Annotated in this window: 17 protein-coding genes; 9 read left to right on the top strand and 8 right to left on the bottom strand. The window is 71.1% G+C overall.

Annotated elements, in window-relative coordinates; genetic code table 11:
* Window positions 1-2: 2 nt before the first annotated feature.
* The 6 genes from AB0N73_RS13410 to AB0N73_RS13385 are packed head-to-tail and all read right to left on the bottom strand — an operon-like array spanning window position 3 to window position 6,162.
* Window positions 3-1,178, bottom strand: coding sequence for an acyl-CoA dehydrogenase family protein (locus AB0N73_RS13410; protein ID WP_363564268.1), 1,176 nt, complete (start codon window positions 1,176-1,178; stop codon window positions 3-5).
* Window positions 1,175-2,044 (bottom strand): amidohydrolase family protein, encoded by an 870-nt coding sequence (locus AB0N73_RS13405; RefSeq protein WP_363564266.1) that lies wholly within the window; start codon window positions 2,042-2,044, stop codon window positions 1,175-1,177. Before AB0N73_RS13405 ends, AB0N73_RS13410 begins: the two co-directional genes overlap by 4 nt.
* Window positions 2,041-3,657 (bottom strand): AMP-binding protein, encoded by a 1,617-nt coding sequence (locus tag AB0N73_RS13400; protein ID WP_363564264.1) that lies wholly within the window; start codon window positions 3,655-3,657, stop codon window positions 2,041-2,043. The genes AB0N73_RS13405 and AB0N73_RS13400 overlap by 4 nt, the downstream gene beginning before the upstream one ends.
* Window positions 3,654-4,568: an SDR family NAD(P)-dependent oxidoreductase gene (locus tag AB0N73_RS13395; RefSeq protein WP_363564262.1), complete on the bottom strand. Its 915-nt coding sequence runs from the start codon at window positions 4,566-4,568 to the stop codon at window positions 3,654-3,656. The genes AB0N73_RS13400 and AB0N73_RS13395 overlap by 4 nt, the downstream gene beginning before the upstream one ends.
* A complete protein-coding gene (locus AB0N73_RS13390) occupies window positions 4,565-5,020 on the bottom strand; it encodes a MaoC family dehydratase (RefSeq protein ID WP_363564260.1) in 456 nt (151 codons plus the stop codon). The genes AB0N73_RS13395 and AB0N73_RS13390 overlap by 4 nt, the downstream gene beginning before the upstream one ends.
* On the bottom strand, window positions 5,017-6,162 hold the full coding sequence (locus AB0N73_RS13385; RefSeq protein WP_363564258.1) for an alcohol dehydrogenase catalytic domain-containing protein: 1,146 nt from the start codon (window positions 6,160-6,162) through the stop codon (window positions 5,017-5,019). Before AB0N73_RS13385 ends, AB0N73_RS13390 begins: the two co-directional genes overlap by 4 nt.
* 154 nt (window positions 6,163-6,316) lie before the next feature.
* On the opposite strand from AB0N73_RS13385, the gene AB0N73_RS13380 reads away from it, so the two are divergent.
* The 9 genes from AB0N73_RS13380 to AB0N73_RS13340 all read left to right on the top strand — a co-directional run bounded on the left by AB0N73_RS13380 (window position 6,317) and on the right by AB0N73_RS13340 (window position 13,682).
* Entirely contained in the window at window positions 6,317-6,859 is a 543-nt protein-coding gene (locus AB0N73_RS13380) for a UGSC family (seleno)protein (RefSeq protein WP_363564256.1), read from the top strand.
* Between the two features lie 2 nt (window positions 6,860-6,861).
* The gene (locus AB0N73_RS13375) at window positions 6,862-7,971 is read left to right on the top strand and encodes a hypothetical protein (protein ID WP_363564254.1); all 1,110 of its coding nucleotides are present in this window, start codon (window positions 6,862-6,864) and stop codon (window positions 7,969-7,971) included.
* Window positions 7,968-8,216 carry a hypothetical protein gene (locus tag AB0N73_RS13370; RefSeq protein ID WP_363564252.1) on the top strand — a complete coding sequence of 83 codons (249 nt, stop codon included), beginning with the start codon at window positions 7,968-7,970 and terminating at the stop codon, window positions 8,214-8,216. The genes AB0N73_RS13375 and AB0N73_RS13370 overlap by 4 nt, the downstream gene beginning before the upstream one ends.
* A gap of 11 nt (window positions 8,217-8,227) precedes the next feature.
* Window positions 8,228-9,508 carry an aconitase X catalytic domain-containing protein gene (locus AB0N73_RS13365; protein ID WP_363564250.1) on the top strand — a complete coding sequence of 427 codons (1,281 nt, stop codon included), beginning with the start codon at window positions 8,228-8,230 and terminating at the stop codon, window positions 9,506-9,508.
* On the top strand, window positions 9,505-9,918 hold the full coding sequence (locus AB0N73_RS13360; protein ID WP_363564248.1) for a DUF126 domain-containing protein: 414 nt from the start codon (window positions 9,505-9,507) through the stop codon (window positions 9,916-9,918). The genes AB0N73_RS13365 and AB0N73_RS13360 overlap by 4 nt, the downstream gene beginning before the upstream one ends.
* Window positions 9,919-10,028: 110 nt before the next feature.
* Window positions 10,029-11,108 carry an ABC transporter substrate-binding protein gene (locus tag AB0N73_RS13355; RefSeq protein ID WP_363564246.1) on the top strand — a complete coding sequence of 360 codons (1,080 nt, stop codon included), beginning with the start codon at window positions 10,029-10,031 and terminating at the stop codon, window positions 11,106-11,108.
* Between the two features lie 23 nt (window positions 11,109-11,131).
* Window positions 11,132-11,965 (top strand): ABC transporter ATP-binding protein, encoded by an 834-nt coding sequence (locus AB0N73_RS13350; RefSeq protein WP_363564244.1) that lies wholly within the window; start codon window positions 11,132-11,134, stop codon window positions 11,963-11,965.
* A 4-nt stretch (window positions 11,966-11,969) separates the two neighbouring features.
* Entirely contained in the window at window positions 11,970-12,830 is an 861-nt protein-coding gene (locus AB0N73_RS13345; RefSeq protein ID WP_363564242.1) for an ABC transporter permease, read from the top strand.
* Between the two features lie 66 nt (window positions 12,831-12,896).
* Window positions 12,897-13,682, top strand: coding sequence for an IclR family transcriptional regulator C-terminal domain-containing protein (locus AB0N73_RS13340; RefSeq protein ID WP_363564240.1), 786 nt, complete (start codon window positions 12,897-12,899; stop codon window positions 13,680-13,682).
* Window positions 13,683-13,696: 14 nt separating this feature from the next.
* On the opposite strand, the gene AB0N73_RS13335 is transcribed toward AB0N73_RS13340, so the two are convergent.
* Both AB0N73_RS13335 and ilvD read right to left on the bottom strand, forming a co-directional pair.
* On the bottom strand, window positions 13,697-15,079 hold the full coding sequence (locus AB0N73_RS13335; protein WP_363564238.1) for an FAD-dependent oxidoreductase: 1,383 nt from the start codon (window positions 15,077-15,079) through the stop codon (window positions 13,697-13,699).
* The gene (ilvD, locus tag AB0N73_RS13330; RefSeq protein WP_363564236.1) at window positions 15,076-16,806 is read right to left on the bottom strand and encodes a dihydroxy-acid dehydratase; all 1,731 of its coding nucleotides are present in this window, start codon (window positions 16,804-16,806) and stop codon (window positions 15,076-15,078) included. The genes AB0N73_RS13335 and ilvD overlap by 4 nt, the downstream gene beginning before the upstream one ends.
* Between the last annotated feature and the right edge of the window lie 42 nt (window positions 16,807-16,848).

Here is a 16,848-nt window from a genome sequence, read left to right as displayed (position 1 = left end):
GATCATCGGGTGAAGGCGCTCAGCCCCGTGACCGCGCGGCCGACGATCAGCGCGTTGATCTCGCGGGTGCCCTCGAACGTGTAGAGCGCCTCGGCGTCGCCGAAGAAGCGGGCGACGTCGTTGTCGACGCGGATGCCCTCGGCCCCGCAGATCTCCCTCGCGAGGGCGACGGTCTCGCGTGCACGGTCGGCGCTCCACCCCTTGACCAGGGCCGCCTGCATCTCGTCGGCACCGCCGTCGTGCCGGGCGTCCGTGATCGCGACCGCCAGCGCCAGGGTCGCCGTCGCATTGCCGAGCATGCGCGCCAGTTTCTCCTGCACGAGTTGGAAACCCGCGATCGGACGGCCGAACTGCCGCCGCCGCGTCGCGTAGGCGAGAGCCGCCTCGTAGGCGCCGATCTGCAGGCCCGCGGCGTTCCAGCCGACGACGAAGCGCAGGTCGGCGAGGATGGCCGACAGGTCGGCGAAGGAGTCGATGCGCTGCAGCCGATCGCTCTCGGGAACGCGCACATCCTGCAGCGTGATGTCGGCGTTTCGCACCATCCGCAGCGCGATCTTGCCGGTCACGTCGCGGACGGACACCCCCTCCGCCTCGCGGGGCACGAGGAACGCCTTGACGCGGTCGTCGGCGGTGTCGCGGGCGACCACGACGATCACGTCGGAGAGGGCGGCGTTGCCGATCCAGCGCTTGCGCCCGTCGATGCGCCAGGTGTCGCCCTCCCGCGTGGCCGTGGTCTCGAGCCCGCCGGCGACGTCGGAGCCGTGGTCGGGTTCGGTCAGGGCGAAGCATCCGGTGAGATCGAACGAGCGGATGCGGGGATCCCATCGCTCGACCTGCTCCGGTGAGCCGCCCCGGCGAACGAGCGTGCGGAACATGCCCACCTGCCCGCCGTAGAGCGTCCCGATGGACATGTCGAAGCGGGCGAGCTCGAGGTGGCGGAAGCCCACGTAGACCGGGCGCGGTTCGCCGTCCTCGGTGAGGATCGCGGGATCGTCCTCGAGGCGGAGGGCCGCGATCTCGCCGCGCAGGTGGGCGGGGCAGTGCGCGTCCTCCCACCAGGCGGCGAGATGCGGGCGGGCGCGCCTCTCCAGCAGCTCCCGGAGGTCGGCGAGCTTCGCCGCCTCGGCGGCGGTGAGGCGTGCGGCGTATCCGAAGACGTCGGTCGGCGCGGACGTCACGACAGCCCCAGCAGCCGGGCCGCGTTCTGCTTCACGATCATCTCGTGCACCTCGGGGGGCAGCTCCAGCGTCTGCACGTCGTTCAGCCAACGGTCGGGGGTGAGCGCGGGGAGGTCGGATCCGAACAGCATCTTGTGCTTCAGGTAGGTCCGCGCGGCACGCACGAGTGCCGGCGAGAAGTACTTCGGCGACCAGCCCGACAGGTCGATCCAGGTGTTGAGCTTGTGCGTCGCGATCGAGAGCGCTTCGTCCTGCCAGGGCACGCTCGGGTGCGCCATGATGACCTGCAGGTCCGGATGCCGCGCCGCCACGTCGTCGAGGAGCATGGGGTTCGACAGCGACAGGCGGAAGCCCCAGCCGCCGGGTGTGCCGGCGCCGGCGCCGGTCTGGCCGGTGTGCACGATGATCGGCACGCCGAGTTCCTCGATCGTCGTCCATAGCGGGTCGAACTCGTCGGCCGAGGGGTCGAAGCCCTGCACAGAGGGATGGAACTTGAACCCGCGCACCCCGAGCTCCAGCGCCTGACGGCGGGCCTCCTCGACGGCCGCTTCGCCCTGCAGCGGATCGACGCTGCCGAACGGGATGAGCACGTCGGCGTTGCGGTGGGCCCCCGCGGCCAGGTCGTCGATGCTGTTCGGGGCGTGGCCGAGGTTGGTCGTGGCATCGACGGTGAACACGACGGCCGCCATGCGGCGCTCGCGGTAGTAGTGCGCGGTGGCGTCGACGGTGCGCGGCGGCTCGCTGCTGCCGAAGTAGGCGGCCATCGCGGCCGTCAGCGCCGGCGGCGAGGCGGTTCGGCCGCTGTCGTCGATCTGCACGTGGACGTGCACGTCGATCGCGGTGACGGCGTTCAGATCGATGGTCATCGTGCTCCCTGCGTCCGTTCGGCCTGTTCGGCGGCGGCGTCGGCTATGACGCGCGCGAGTTCGATCTTGCCGGTCTGACTCCGCGCGAGTGTCGGCCGGACGAAGACGTGTCGAGGTTTCTTGTACCCGGCGAGACGCTCGTCGAGGTAGGCCGCGAGGGCGTCCAGATCGATGTCGACGCCGGCGGCGGGCACGATCATCGCCGAGACGACCTCCCCGAAGCGCGGATGCGGCAGCCCGAACACCACGGCGTCGTCGATGTCGGGGTGCGCGAGAAGCTGTTCCTCGACCTCGGCGGGGAACACCTTCTCGCCGCCGGTGTTGACGACCGCGCTGAGCCGACCGAGCAGTTCGATCGAGCCGTCGCCGCGCGCCCGGGCCCAGTCGCCCGGCATGACGTAGCGGTGCTCTCCGATCGTGGGGAACGTGCGCGCGGTCTTCTCGGGATCCCCGTAGTAGCCGCGGGGAAGAACGCCCCGGAACGCCAGGATGCCGCGCGCTCCGGCCACGGGCGGGACCTCGGTGAGCTGCTCGTCCAGGAGCACGGTGCCGGGGGTGAGCATGAGCTTGGCGGGCAGGTCGCCGGCCGCCCGCGTGATGCCGAAGGCGAACGGGCCGCCCTCGCTGGAGGCGAGCAGATCGACGATCATCACCTCGCCGTGCGCATGAAGGCGTCGCTTGACCTCGTCGCTGAAGCGCATGCCCGAGCTCATGATCGAGTCGACCGCGCCGAGCCCGCGTCCGTCGGCCTCGACCGCCTCGACCAGGGGCAGCGCCACGGCGTCGCCGGCCACGACGAGGCGGGTCACGCCGTGCGCGTGTACGAGGCGCAGCGCGTCGGCCACATCGAGGTGCGCGCTCTCGAGCAGGACGATCGTGCCGCCGAGGGCGAGGGTCCCCATCGTGGTGGACTGCGCGGTGCCGTGGAGCATCGGCGGCAGGGGGAGGGTCACCACGCGCGGCGTACGCGGGTCGGTGGCGATGCGCGCCGCCTCGGCGAGATCCTCCGGCGGCTCGATCCCGATCACGCCCCACGTCGATTGACGTCGTGCCTGCAGCAGGGTGTCCATCTCCCAGACGACGGCTTTGGGCGCGCCGGTGGTGCCGCCGGTGTACAGGCGAAGGTCGGCTCCGCGCGGCGCCGCGGCCGGCATCTCGCCTCCGGCGGCGATGATCGCGTCGTAGGACAGCGCGCCGGGGATCTCCTCGCCGCCGTCGTCGACCGAGATGAGCTGCACGGCGGGGTCGAGGCCGGCCACGGCGTCGGCGGCGACGGCCCCGAGCGAGGTCGGTGCGATGAGCACCTTCGCGTCGCAGTCCTCGAGCAGCGCCCGCACCTCGCCCGCCCGGTAGCGGTAGTTGATGGCGACGGGTGAGGCGCCGACGGCGAGGCACGCCCAGAAGAAGGTGAGGTACTCGACGCGGTTGTACAGCAGCAGGGCCGCGGCGTCGCCGAGCCCCACGCCGCTCTCGCGCAGGTGCCGGGCGAGCGCCCCCGCCTCCGCGGCGAACCGCGCGTAGTCGATGCGTCGCGTCGCCGTGACGATCGCCGTGCGCTCGGGGTCCGCCTCCGCGATCCGCGCCCACAGGTCGCTGTAGTGGATGCCGCTCATCCCTGCTCCCTCCGCGACGGCGGACCGGACGGCTGGGCCTGCGCGTCGAAGCGCTCCGCCCAGGCGCGATCGATTTCCTCCGCGCTCCACCCGCCGTCGCGATGGTCGGTGTCCAGCACCTGCGGGTGGGCGTAGAGGGTGAGGCGGTCGCCGCCGATCCCGATGGCCTGGCCCGTCACGTGCGCCGCGCGGGCCGAGGCCAGCCACACGACGAGGGGCGCCACGTCCTCCGGCGTGCCGAGCGCCTTCTCCCGGCGCAGTTCGCCGGGCACCGGGAGCCCGGCGAGATGGTCCTCGTAGGCCTGCGCGTAGGCGGGGATCGTCGCGGTCATGGGCGACAGGGCGGTGGGCACCACGGCGTTCACGGTGACCTCGGCTCGGGCGAGCTCGAGCGACCAGGTGCGGGCCATCGCCACGATGCCGGCTTTCACCGCCGCGTAGTTGGTCTGCCCGAAGCTGCCGAACTGCCCGGCCGGCGAGCCGATCAGGATGATCCGTCCGCCCTCGCTCTGCTCGCGCAGCAGGGATGCGGCCGCGCGGGCGCAGGTGAACGTGCCGCGCAGGTGCGTCTCGACGACGAGGTCGAACTCCTCGTCGCTCATCTTCCAGAGCACCCGGTCGCGCAGGACGCCCGCGTTGGCGACGAGGATGTCGAGGCGCCCGAAGCTCTCCACGGCCGTGCGGACGAGCTCCTCGGCCGCCGGCGTCGAGCCCACTGCCGCCACGGCCGCCGTCGCCGATCCGCCCGCGGCGCGGATCTCGTCGACGACGGCTCCGGCGGATGCCGCATCCACGTCGTTGACGACGACCGCCGCACCCGCCGCAGCGAGCGCGAGCGCGTAGGCCCGGCCGAGGCTCCTGCCCGCGCCCGTGACGATGGCGACCCGTCCGTCGAGTCGGATGCCGCTCATCGGAAGTGCCTCAGGATCAGCTCGGCCACGACCCCCGGTTTGGCGGAGCCCTCGACCTCGAAGGTGAGCGCGAGCGTGACCTGGATCGCGTCGCCGCGGTCCTCGACCTCGGCGATCCGGCCGACGAGGCGGATGCGCCCGCCCGACGGCGTCGGGGCGGGGAATCGGATGCGGTCGAACCCGTACACGATGCCGGCGCTGGCCCCGCTCACGCGGTAGATCTCGCGCAGCGGCAGCACGACCATGCTGAGGGTCAGCATGCCGTGCGCGATACGCCCGCCGAACGGCGAGGCGGCCGCGGCGGCCTCATCGACGTGCAGCGGGTTGTCGTCGCCGGTCAGATCCGCGTAGACGTCGATGTCGTCCTGCGTGATTGGCACCCAGGACGACGGGCCCAGCTCTCTGCCGCGCGCGGCGGGAAGGTCCTCGATCGCAATGGCGTCGGTCGTCATCGGGTCTCCTCTTCTCGGATACGTCGGGGGATGATGATGGCCCGGCCGGTGATCTCGCCCCGCGCGAGTGCCGCGTAGGCGGCATCCGCGTCCTCGAGATCGAAGCGGCGGGTCACGAGTCGGTCGGTGTCGAAGGCGCCGTCTGCGGCGAGGCGGACGACGGCGGGCAGGTCCTCGCGGGTGCGGGCGCCGAACGAGCCGACGATCTGCTGTCCGCGGCGCACGAGAGGGGTGATCTCCACCTGTGCGCGGGTTCCGGCGGCGGCGATGCCGATCGCCACGAGGCGCGCGCCGTCGGCAAGCATCCCGAGCCCCTGCTCCAGGGTCTCGGCGCGGCCCAGCGCCTCGAACACGACGTCGGCGCCGCCCGACAGGGCCCGGACCGCCTCGACCGGGTCCTCCACCGAGGCGTCGAGGGTGGCGGTCGCGCCGAGCTCGCGTGCGCTGCGGAGCTTGTCGGCCGCGATGTCGACGGCGATGACCTCGCGCGCACCCGCGGCGAGACACAGCGGGATGAGGCTCGACCCGATCCCGCCCACGCCGATGATCGCGACCGTCGACCCCTCGGCCACCTCGCCGGCACGGAACACGGCGCCGTAGGAGGTCAGCCCCGCGCAGCCGAGGATGCAGGAGGTCGCCGCGTCCAGTCCCGGCGGCAGCGCCGCCAGCGCGGAGACGGGGACGACGCAGTACTCCGCAAGCCCGCCCATCGAATACATCGCGAGGAAGGAGCCGTCGGGCATCCGCAGTCTGCTGCGCCCGTCGAACAGGGTCCCCTCCAGGCGATTGCGTCGGAAGAACTGCTCGCACAGATCGTCGCGTCCGCGCCGGCAGGCCGCGCACGTGCGGCAGGGCATGATGAACGCGGCGACGACGGTGTCGTCGAGCTGGAACGCCGTCTCGCTGCCGGGGCCGATGGCGACGATGCGTCCGCTGACCTCGTGGCCCATCACAGCGGGCCGCGGGAAGGCGACCTCGCCCTTGATGACGTGCAGGTCGGTATGGCACACGCCGCAGGCGATGACCTCGAGCAGCACCTCGTCGGGGCCGGGCTCCGGCACGTCGATCGTCAGCATCCGCATCGCCGCGCGATCGTCCTCGAGCACCGCGGCCCGCATCGTCGCGGGGATGGGCTTCAACACGGATCGTCCTCGTTCCTGTGGTCTGTGAGCATCCTGTCCGGTGGCCCCCGAGCGGGCACGCACCCTTCCGCGCAGTGAAAACCGCCCTGCTGTCGCCGCGACGGCGCGTGTCATCCTGACCGCCGCGTGAACCACACGACGAGGGGAGAGCGAGATGGCACCGCACGAAGCGCTGCTGGATCCGACCGGGATGAGCACGGGCACGGACGACGGCACACTGGCCGCGCGTCCGGTGAGCCTGCGCGATCTCCGGGTCGGACTGCTGGACAACACGAAACCCAACGCCACGATGCTGCTGGAGGAGATCGCCGCCATCCTGCAGCGTGATCACGGTGCGGGAGAGGCGACGCTGTACACGAAGGACTACTTCGGCACGCCGTTGGCGCCGTCGCTGCTCGAGCGGATCGCCGCCGAGAACGACATCGTGATCACAGCCGTCGGGGACTGCGGCAGCTGCTCGGCGGCTACCGTCGCCGACGGCATCATGTTCGAACGTGCCGGGGTGCCGACCGTCTCGATCACATCGGACTCGTTCTTCATGTCGGGCCGTGCGATGGCTTCGGTGCAGGGGTTCCCCGGTTTCGAGTTCACCGCCGTCGCGCACCCGATGGCGAGTCTGACGCAGGCCGAGGTGCACGAGCGCGCGGCCACGGTGATGCCCGAGGTCCTGCGGATCCTCGGTGTCGAGGAGGGATGACGATGACGCTTCTGACGGACGAGACCCCCACGGTCGATGCGGAACGAGTGCGCGCGCTGGTCGAGTACTACTACGAGAACGACTGGACCGACGGCCTGCCGGTCGTGCCGGTCACCGCCACGCTGCTCGACGAGTTCCTGGCCACGACCACGCGCGATCCCGACGACGTGCTCTTCACGATCGCGCACCTGAACCGTCGCATGACCGTCCGGCTGGCCGCGATCAACGCCGCGATGGCCGGATGCCGGGCGGACTACTTCCCGACGGTCGTCGCGGCCTGGGAGGCCATCGCGAAGGAGCCCCATCCGGCGCGCGGCATCTGGCAGTCGACGACCGGCACCGCGCCGATGCTCGTCGTGAACGGGCCCGTGCGCGAGCGGATCGGGCTCAACAGCCGCGGCAACGTGTTCGGATCCGGATTCCGCGCGAACGCCACGATCGGCCGCGCGATCCGACTCGGCTGCATCAACGTCTTCGGCCTGCACCCCCACAAGCTCGACCAGGCCACGCAGGGCACGCCGGCGAAGTACTCGGCCTGCATCGCCGAGAACGAGGAGCAGAGCCCCTGGGAGCCGTTGCACGTCGAGCACGGCCACGCGCCTGACGACGACGTCGTCACCGCGTTCGTCATCCGCTCGGTCGTGCACATCGAGGCCCGGCATACCCAGGAGCCGGAGCAGCTCGCCCGCGACCTCATCGACACGATCGCCCGCACCGGCGCGCTGATCCACGAGTACACGAGCGCCCTGCTGGTGCTGACACCGGAGCACGCGCAGGTCTTCGCGCGCGCCGGCTGGAGCAAGGAGGATCTGCGCACCTTCGTGTTCGAGAACGCACGTCGCAGCCGCGATGCGCTCGCCGCCGTCGGGAAGGACGCCCTGTCGCACAAGACGCGATGGCGACTGCCCGCGGCGCATCCCGACTCGATGCCCGACAGCGCGAGCACCACCGACGCGCCCGACACGGTCGCGTCGCTCCACAACGCCCGCTCCGTGCAGATCATGGTCGCCGGCGCCGACAACGCGGGCGTCTCGGCGGTCGTCGAGATCTTCACTCTCAACCCGCCGCGGGAGATCCCCTTCTCGCAGAGCGTGATCGGAGACCGGCCATGAGCGGCACGATGTCGGTCGACGACGCCCTTGCGCAGTTCACCGAGATGATGGCCACCGACGGCTACGTGCTGAGCTGGGAGAACTCGAGCCCGGATCGCATCGTGGTGCGGATCGCGGCGGGGGAAGGGGCGTGTGCGGACTGCCTCGTACCCCAGGTCGTCATGGAGGCGATCATGGGCCAGGCCCTGCAGCAGACGCCCTACGAGCTCGATCGCGTCGAGTTGCCCGAGGGCGCCGCGCACTGACGGGCCGCCCCATGCAGCTCACCGATGAGGAGAAGCGCATGCGCGACGGCGCCGAGGGCGACGCCGTCGCGGTCGCGATGGACCTGCTGATCCGATACGGCGATGCGCTCGAGGCCGAGCGACTCGTCGAGACCCGCAACGTCGCGGGGACGATGACCCAGCCCTCGCCGGCGAAGGCCGCGCTCGTCGCCGAGGGCGGGTGGGCGAAGGCCTTCGCCGTCATGAACCTCGACAGCGACCGGGAGCTCGAGATCCCCGACGTGCGGGTGCCGACCTGCCAGCTCCAGCACGGCTTCGCCGCCGATGCCGAGGGGCTCACGCGGTACCCGGCCGACAGCATCCGGTTGCAGGAGGACGCGGAGTCCTACTTCACCGCGCGCGGGGTGCGCGTGCTGGGCACCTGCACCCCCTACCAGGTCGGCAACCTGCCGGTCTTCGGCCAGCACTGTGCATGGATGGAGTCCTCGGCCGTCGTCTATGCGAACTCCGTGCTCGGCGCGCGGACGAACTGCGAGGGCGCAGCATCCACGGGTGCGGCCTCGCTGACCGGTCGCATCCCGTACTGGGGCAATCACCTCCCCGCCAACCGGCTCGCCACCCATCTGATCCGCGCCGACACCGAGATCTCGGGCTTTCGCGAGTGGGGGCTCCTCGGCTACTTCGTGGGCGAGCTCGTGCAGGAGGCTCGGCCCGCCGTGATCGGTGCGCTCGCACCGGCGTCGGATGCGGATCTCAAGCACTTCGGGGCGGCGACGGCCACATCCGGCGGTGTCGAGCTGTACCACCTTCCCGGCGTGACCCCTGAGGCGCCCACGCTCGAGGCGGCGTTCGGATCCGCGGATCCGCCCGAAGCGATCGAGTACGGCGCCCGGGAGCGACGGCAGACCTACGACACCCTCAATGCCCGGGGCGAGAGCACGGAGGTGGACTTCGTGCTGCTCGGGTGCCCCCACGCATCCCTGGCCCAGGTGCGCGAGATCGCGGGGCTCCTGGAGGGGCTCCGCCTCGCCGACGGCACCCAGCTGTGGGTCATGCTGCCGCGGGCGCTCGCCGTCGAGGCGCTGCGGCAGGGGTGGACGCGCACGATCATGCGTGCGGGCGGGCGGGTGCTCACCGACTCCTGCCCCGCGATGTCGCGCGCCGCCCCGCCGGGGACGCGGGTCATGGCGACGGACTCCGCCAAACAGGCGCACTATCTGCCGGCCATCCTCGGCATCGAGGCGTGGTTCGGCACCACGCGCGAGTGCGTCGACGCGGCGGTCACCGGCCGCTGGCGGGGCGAGCTGACGTGATCGAGCTGACCGGGCGCGGGATCGTCCCCGGACGCGCGCGGGCGCGGGCGCTCGTGACCCGGGATCCGATCTCGGGCTTCGGGGGGATCGACGTCGCCACCGGCACGGTGATCGAACCGCGTCACGAGCTGTTCGGTCAGTGCTTCACGGGGCGCGTGCTCGTCTTCCCCGGAGCGAAGGGATCGTCGGGGTGGTCCGGGTTCTTCCAGAGCACACGGCTGATGGGAACGGCGCCCGCGGCGATGGTGTTCGACGTGGTCACCACCAAGGCGGTGCTCGGGGCGATCGTCACCCGCGTGCCGACCGTCGTCGGCGCGTCGCCGGCGCCCCTCGACACGATCAGGACCGGCGATCTCGTCGACGTGGACGGCGACACCGGCCGCATCGTCGTGATCCGGAGCGATGGGTAGCGGTGCGTTCCGGTGAGTGGAAAGGTGGTTGGACCCCGGCGGACTGGTTCGCAGACTCGTCGTGTCGCTCGCAATGGCGTGAGCGGATCATCCCGACACAGGAGTCAGACATGATCACAGCAGTTCGTCCTTCGAGACGCCCCCGTCTCGCGCTCATGGCCGCCTCGCTCGCCGTAGGCGCCCTCGCGCTCAGCGGATGCGGCGGCGGCGCCGACACGGCGACCAGCCCGGGTGAGGGCGGCGAGCTCTCGAGCATGACGGTCGTCACGTTCCTGCCGCTGGAGTCGTTCAGCTTCGCACCCGAGATGTTCGCCTACTCGGGCGGCTACTTCGAGAAGCACGGTCTCGATGTCACCCTGCAGCCCGTGCAGGGCACCTCGGCCGCCATCCAGTCCCTGCTCGGCGGCGCGACGACGCTGACGCGTGCCAGCACCGTCGACGTGTTCCCCGCGATGGTCGACGGCCAGCCGATCCGTGCCGTCGGCACGATGGCGTACAAGTCGAACCTGCGCATGGTCTCCGTGGAGCAGGAGCCGATCACCGCCCCGAGCGACATGGAGGGGAAGGTGATCGGGATGGGATCGATCGGAGGCACGAGCGAGAAGCTGCTCGATCTCACCCTCGACGACGCCGGGATCCCCGCCGACGCGGTGACGCGTCAGGCCGTACCGGTCACGGCGGCGACCCTGGAGGTCGTGCGGCAGGGGCAGCTCGACGGATACATCGTCAGCCTTGACACGTCGCTCGCCATCGGCCAGCAGAACGCGGACGCGGTCGTCGACGACGCCGGTCTGGGCGAGGCGCCCGACATCCAGACCTGGATCACGACGGAGTCGAACCTCCAGGACGAGGCGAAGACGGCGCAGATCGAGGCGTTCATGGCGGCGATCCGCGAGGCGGTGCAGGACATGATCGACGACGCGCCCAACGGATTCGCCACGGTGCTCCAGACCCTCCGCGAGAGCGGCGACTGGTCCTTCCCGGCGCTTGAGGACGACGAGGTCGCGACGGCGGCGCTCGAGGTCTACACGACGCAGACCTGGGTGGATGCCGACGGTGGGGTGCCGCTGCTCGAGAACGACCTGGACGCCTGGCAGGCGACGTACGACACCTACGTCGATGCGGGGATGCTCGAGGGCGGGCACGACCCGGGGGACTGGATCACGAACGACTACGTGCCCGCCGGTTGAGCCGGGCGCGGAAAGGCATCGACATGAGCAACGACACCGTCCTCACCCCCGACGCGCACCTCGCCGAGACGGCCACGCAGCCCCGGCTGCGCATCCGCGGCGTCGGACGCGACTTCCAGACGCGCGCGGGCACCACCCGTGCCGTATCGGGCGTCGACCTCGACATCGAACGCGGCGAGTTCGTCGCCCTCATCGGACGATCGGGCTGCGGCAAGACCACGCTGCTGCGCATGATCGGAGGGCTGCTCGCGCCCACGGCGGGATCCATCGAGGTCGATGGCCGGCATCTCTGGCGCAACGGCCGCGTCGAACCCTCCGCCGTCACGCGCCTCGGGTTCGTCTTCCAGGAGAGCAACCTGTTCCCCTGGTTCTCCGTGCTCGACAACATCGCGCTGCCTCTCAAGCTCCGCGGGATGGGGAAGACGGAGCGTCGGGCCCGCGCCGCGGAACTGGCCGATCTCGTCGGGCTGCAGGGCTTCGAGCGGTCCTACCCTCGCGAACTCTCCGGCGGGATGCGGCAGCGAGCGGCGATCGCGCGATCGCTCAGCACGGAGCCCGATCTGCTCCTCATGGACGAGCCGTTCGGCGCGCTCGACGCGCTGACACGGGAGCGGATGAACCTCGAGCTGCAGCGGATCGTGCTGCAGACGACCTCGACGGTCGTCTTCGTGACGCACGACATCCCGGAGGCGGTCTTCCTCGCCGATCGGGTCGTGCACATGACGCCACGGCCCGGCCGCATCCGGCAGATCCTGACCGTCCCGGACGCGAAGCCGCGCGACATCGAATTGCAGACGACACCCGGATTCAACGACATCGTGCGAAGCCTCAGGCACGACCTCGACGAGGAGGAATGATCGCATGACCACCGTGCAGGCACCCCCGGACCAGCCCACGACGACCACCGTCGTCACCCTCGAGCGACGCCGCGCGCGAGCGCGCACGATGAAGATCCTGCCGTGGATCGTGACCCCGGCGCTCGTCGTCGTGATCGTCGGGCTCTGGCAGCTCTACGTCTCGGTGTTCGACGTCAACCCGTTCGTCTTCCCGCCGCCCGCAGCGGTCGGTGAGGCGTTCGTCGCCCTCCTCGCCGACGGCCAGACCTGGGCCGAGGCGGGTGTGACCGTGACCGAGATCCTGGTGGGCTTCGTCGTCGCCGTCGTCCTGGGCGTGATGGTGGGGGTCGTGCTCGGCAAACTGCCGTGGCTCGAAGTGAGCATCCGCCCCCTCATCGTCATCGCGCAGGTGGCGCCGAAGGTCGCCTTCGTCCCCCTGTTCGTCATCTGGTTCGGATTCGGGATCACCTCGAAGATCGTGCTCGCCGCACTTCTGGCGTTCTTCCCCGTCATGCTCAACGTGCTGCTGGGCGTGCGCTCGGTCGAGCGCGGACAGCGCGAGGTGATGCGCAGTCTCAACGCGTCGCGGGCGCAGACCTTCACCCAACTCGAGATGCGGAGTCTCCAGCCCTACCTGTTCGCCGGCATGGAGGTGGCGATCGTCCTCGCGACGATCGGCGCGATCGTGGGCGAGTATCTGGGCGGCAGTGTCGGGCTCGGTGCCATGGTCGTGCGAGCGATGAACTCCTTGGATGCGGCGCGGACGTTCGCGCTGATCCTGCTGCTGTCGCTCATCGGGCTCGTGCTCTATCTGATCGTCAACGAGGCGAAGCGGTTCTTCATCCCGTGGCACGAGTCGGTGTACGGCCTGCGCGAGAACCTCTGAGAACTCCGGACGCCGCCGTGCCCGCCGAGCGGGCGCGGCGGCGTTTCCCGTGGGAAGGTAGCGGATGTGACGCAGGACAGATCCCGGGACCGCATCCAGAGCGTGGAGCGCGCCGTGGCGGTCCTGCGGGCCTTCGGCGGCCACGACGCGACGTCGAGCGTGAGCGAGCTGGCGACGCGCGTGGCACTGCCCCGACCCGTCGTGCGCCGCATCCTGCTGACGTTCGAGCACATCGGCTACGTCCGCAGTGAGAACGGGCGCTGGTCGCTCACCGCCCGCATCCTCGAGCTCGGCGCCGGCTACTTCGCGGCGTCGTCGCTGGCCGAGATCGCTCAGCCCGCGATGGCCGACATCGTCGCCCGCACGGGGGAGACATGCAGCATCGGCGAGCTGGATCTCCCCGACGTCATCCACGTCGCGCGGGTCGAGGAGCGTCGCCCCCTTCCCGATGCGGTGCGCGTGGGCACCCGGCTTCCCGCTCATGCGACGGCGGTCGGGCGCGTCCTCCTCGCCGAGCTGCCCGAGGAAGAACTCGAGAGCTACCTCTCCCGCCCGCGGGAGGCCTACACGCCGGCCACGCTCGTCGACGCCGACGGGCTGCGTCGCCACCTCCGCGACGTGCGCCTGCGCGGCTTCGACCTGTCGATCGAGGAACTGCACCCCGGCATGATCGCTGCCGCGGTGCCCATCACGGTCGACGGGCGCGCCGTCGCGGGCCTCACCGTCTCGTCCACGACGCTGCGCTCGAACGCAGCGCTGCTCGAGCAGGCGGTCGTGCCCCTGCTCGCCGACGCGGCGGAGCGGATCGCGCGCGAGTTCCGCGCCGCGAACCCGGGGCGCTTCCGCGCATAGCCCCGGCGGACGCGTCAGCCGACGAGGGCGCCGCCCGCGGCGACCATCTCGTCGCTCGGTGTCTCCGTCCCGAGGTAGACGCCGTCCGCGCGAAGGCGCGTCTGCAGGGTGGTCGTATCGACCTCGCCGACGGGAACTCCCGCCGCGAGGGCCAGGTCGGCGGCCGTCCCCGCCGCCTGCCCCATGGCGAAGCACGGCCCCGTGACGCGCCCCGACGACTGGCCGCCTTGCGTCATCGACGCGCACCGGCCCGCGACGAGGAGATTCGGCACGACCTGCGGCACCAGCATCCGATAGGGCAGCTGGTTGAAGCCGCGGCTGTCGGCGGGGGCGAAACGGAACTCGACGTCGCCCGCCACGTGCGCCTCGACGGGCCAGCCGTTGACGCCGATCGAGTCGTCGAAGTCGGCGCAGCCGAGCACATCCTGTTCGGTCAACACATACTCGCCTCGGATGCGGCGCGTCTCGCGGATGCCGATCTGCGGCGCGATGTCGACGACGTACGAGTCCTCGAATCCGGGTGTGCGCTCGCGGATGAACGCGAAGGTGTCGCGTACCTGCTGCCGGCCCTGCAGTTCGCCGTGCGAGAGCTGCCGGACGTCGGTGCCGTCGACCGCCGAGCCGTCGTCGTTGCTCAGCTGCGTGAGGTTGGACCGCCACTCGAGCGGATTGCGCTGCGGCCTCACGATGGGCTTCTTGCGGGGGAAGCGGTGGGTGCCCGCGGCCTCCGCGTCCTCCATGAGCGAGCGGATGGTGCGCCAGGCGGCGCCCGCGCGCTCGGGGTCGACCCCGTTGATGCGGAACATGAGCGAGGGGTAGAGCAGATGCTCCGACCGTTCGAAGGGCGCGCCGGCCCACGCGGCGAGGTCGGCGTCGCCCGATCCGTCGATGAACACGGAACCGCGGACGGCCTGCCTGCCGGATTTGGACTCGATGACGACCGCGTCGATCCGGCTGTCGTCGCCCAGGACGACGTCGACGGCGGCGGCGTGGAAGAGGACCTCGGCTCCCGAGGAGACCAGGAGCTCGTCGGCGGCGATCTTGTAGGCCGAGATGTCGAACGCCTGCGCCATGATCCTGTCGGCGACGCTGAGATGCGGCACGTTCAGGCCGTCGAGGGCGACGAGCCGGTCGAGCAGGTCGTCGGTGATCCCTCGGATGACGCGGACGTCGACGCCCTGGACGCGGGCGTGCAGACCGCAGAAGGTGCTCAGCCCGCCCATGGTGCCGGCCCCGCCGAGGAACCCGTACCGCTCGATGAGCAGGACGGACCGGCCGGCGCGCGCGGCGGCGGTCGCGGCGAAGAGGCCGGCGGGCCCGCCGCCGACGACCACGACGTCGTACTCGCCGATGACGGGGATGCGGGCGGCGGGCAGTGTGATCGTCTGATCGGTCATGCGTCCTCCAGGGCCGGGGTCGTCGAGGGTGCGTCGTCACGGGGGCACGGTCCGGGTCGCGCGCACAGCACGGCCCCGCATCCGAGCGGCTGCACGAGCTGTTCGTACTGGTCGAGCACCCCGCCGCCGCTGTCGCGGTCGAGGGGAGGCCGATAGGGCTCGCGTGCGGCGAGCTCGGCGGGCTCGACCAGGAGATCGACCCTGCCCTCGGCCAGGTCGATGTCGATCAGGTCGCCGTCGCGCACCCGGCCGAGCGGGCCGTCGTCGGCCGCCTCGGGTGACACCTCCCCGATCGAGATCCCCTGGTTGACCAGGCCGCTGAACTGGCCGTCCGTCACGAGCGCCACGTCGTCGGCGAGACCTCGCGCGTGCAGCGCGAAGATGAACGCGGATGTGAGCCCCATCCCGGGCGCTCCGCGGACGCCGATCCCTCGGATCACGGCCACGTCGCCGCGGCGCAGGCGTCCGTCGCCGATCGCGCCGATGGCCTCCTCGCGGTTGCCGAACACGCGCGCGGGACCCTGGAATCGATGCGGACCGGGGTCGGGGACGGGACGCTTGGCCACCGCCCCGCCGGGAGCGAGCGACCCCCGCAGGACGGAGATGGCGGGGTCGGTGCCGAACGGATCGGCCAGCGGGCGGATCACGACGCCGTCGGCGGCCGGTGCCGCGGCGGCGTTCTCGCGAACGGTCGTTCCTGCCACGGTCTGGCGGTCTCCGTGGAGGAGGGGCAGCAGCTCCCGAAGGACGGTGGCCGCACCTCCGGCGTCGTCGAAATGCTCGATCAGGGCGGGCCCGTTGGGGCGCACCGCGGCGAGCAGGGGGGTCTGGCGGCCCAAGGTGCGGAAGAGCCCCCACACGTCGACGTCGACCCGGGACTCGATCGCGATCGCCTGGAGGTGCTTGATCGTGTTCATCGACCCGCCCACGGCGAGCATCGTGCGCACCGCATCGTGGACGGCATCGGCCGTGATGATCGCGCGGGGGCGTACATCGCGGGCGATGAGATCGGCCATCGCCGCGGCGGACCGGTGCACGCTGTCCCACATCCGAGTGCCGTTCGCGCGCACGGGCGAGGCCCCGGGCACGGTCATCCCGAGCGCTTCGGCGACGATGTGCATGGAGTTGGCGGTCGCCATCCCGGCGCAGACGCCGGGGCCGAGGATCGCATCGTCGGCGAGGTCGATGAGATTGTCCGTCGAGGTGCCCGTGACCGCGGCCTGAGCCGCGCGCAGGAACACCTCCTCGACGTCGGCCTCTCTGCCCTCCGCTTTGCCCGAGTTCTGATAGCCGCAGGGGATGATCACGGTCGGCACGTTGAGCCGCCCCGCCGCCATGAGATGTGCGGGCGTCGTCTTGTCGCACGAGCTGAGGCAGATCATGCCGTCGAGCAGGGCGCCTTCGACGGCTGCCTCGATGTCGTCGACGACGAGATCCCGGCTCGGAAGGATGTACCGGCCCGCACGCCCCGCGCTCGTGACGAAGTCGGAGGGCGCTGCCGTGCGGATCTCGAACGGCAGCAGGCCGTGTGCACGCAGCTCCCTCTTGAGCACGGGGACGATGTCGTCGAGGTGGGCGAAGCAGGCGGCGAGATCCGACGACGTGTTCACGATCGCGATCTTCGGACGCGTGAGCTCATCGGCGGGGATGCCGAGCGAGCGCCAGTGGGCCCGACGGGCGATCCCCAGCGCGGAGGTGGGCGAGAGGTTGCTGCGAAGTGCGGACATCCGTTGTCCTTTCGTCATCGTCGACAAAGTGTACGCATTGCG

The organism is Microbacterium sp. NPDC089189 (assembly GCF_040685095.1).
Lineage (GTDB): Bacteria > Actinomycetota > Actinomycetes > Actinomycetales > Microbacteriaceae > Microbacterium.
Note: the sequence above shows the minus strand (reverse complement) of the source record. Positions and strands in the feature narration are given on the sequence as shown.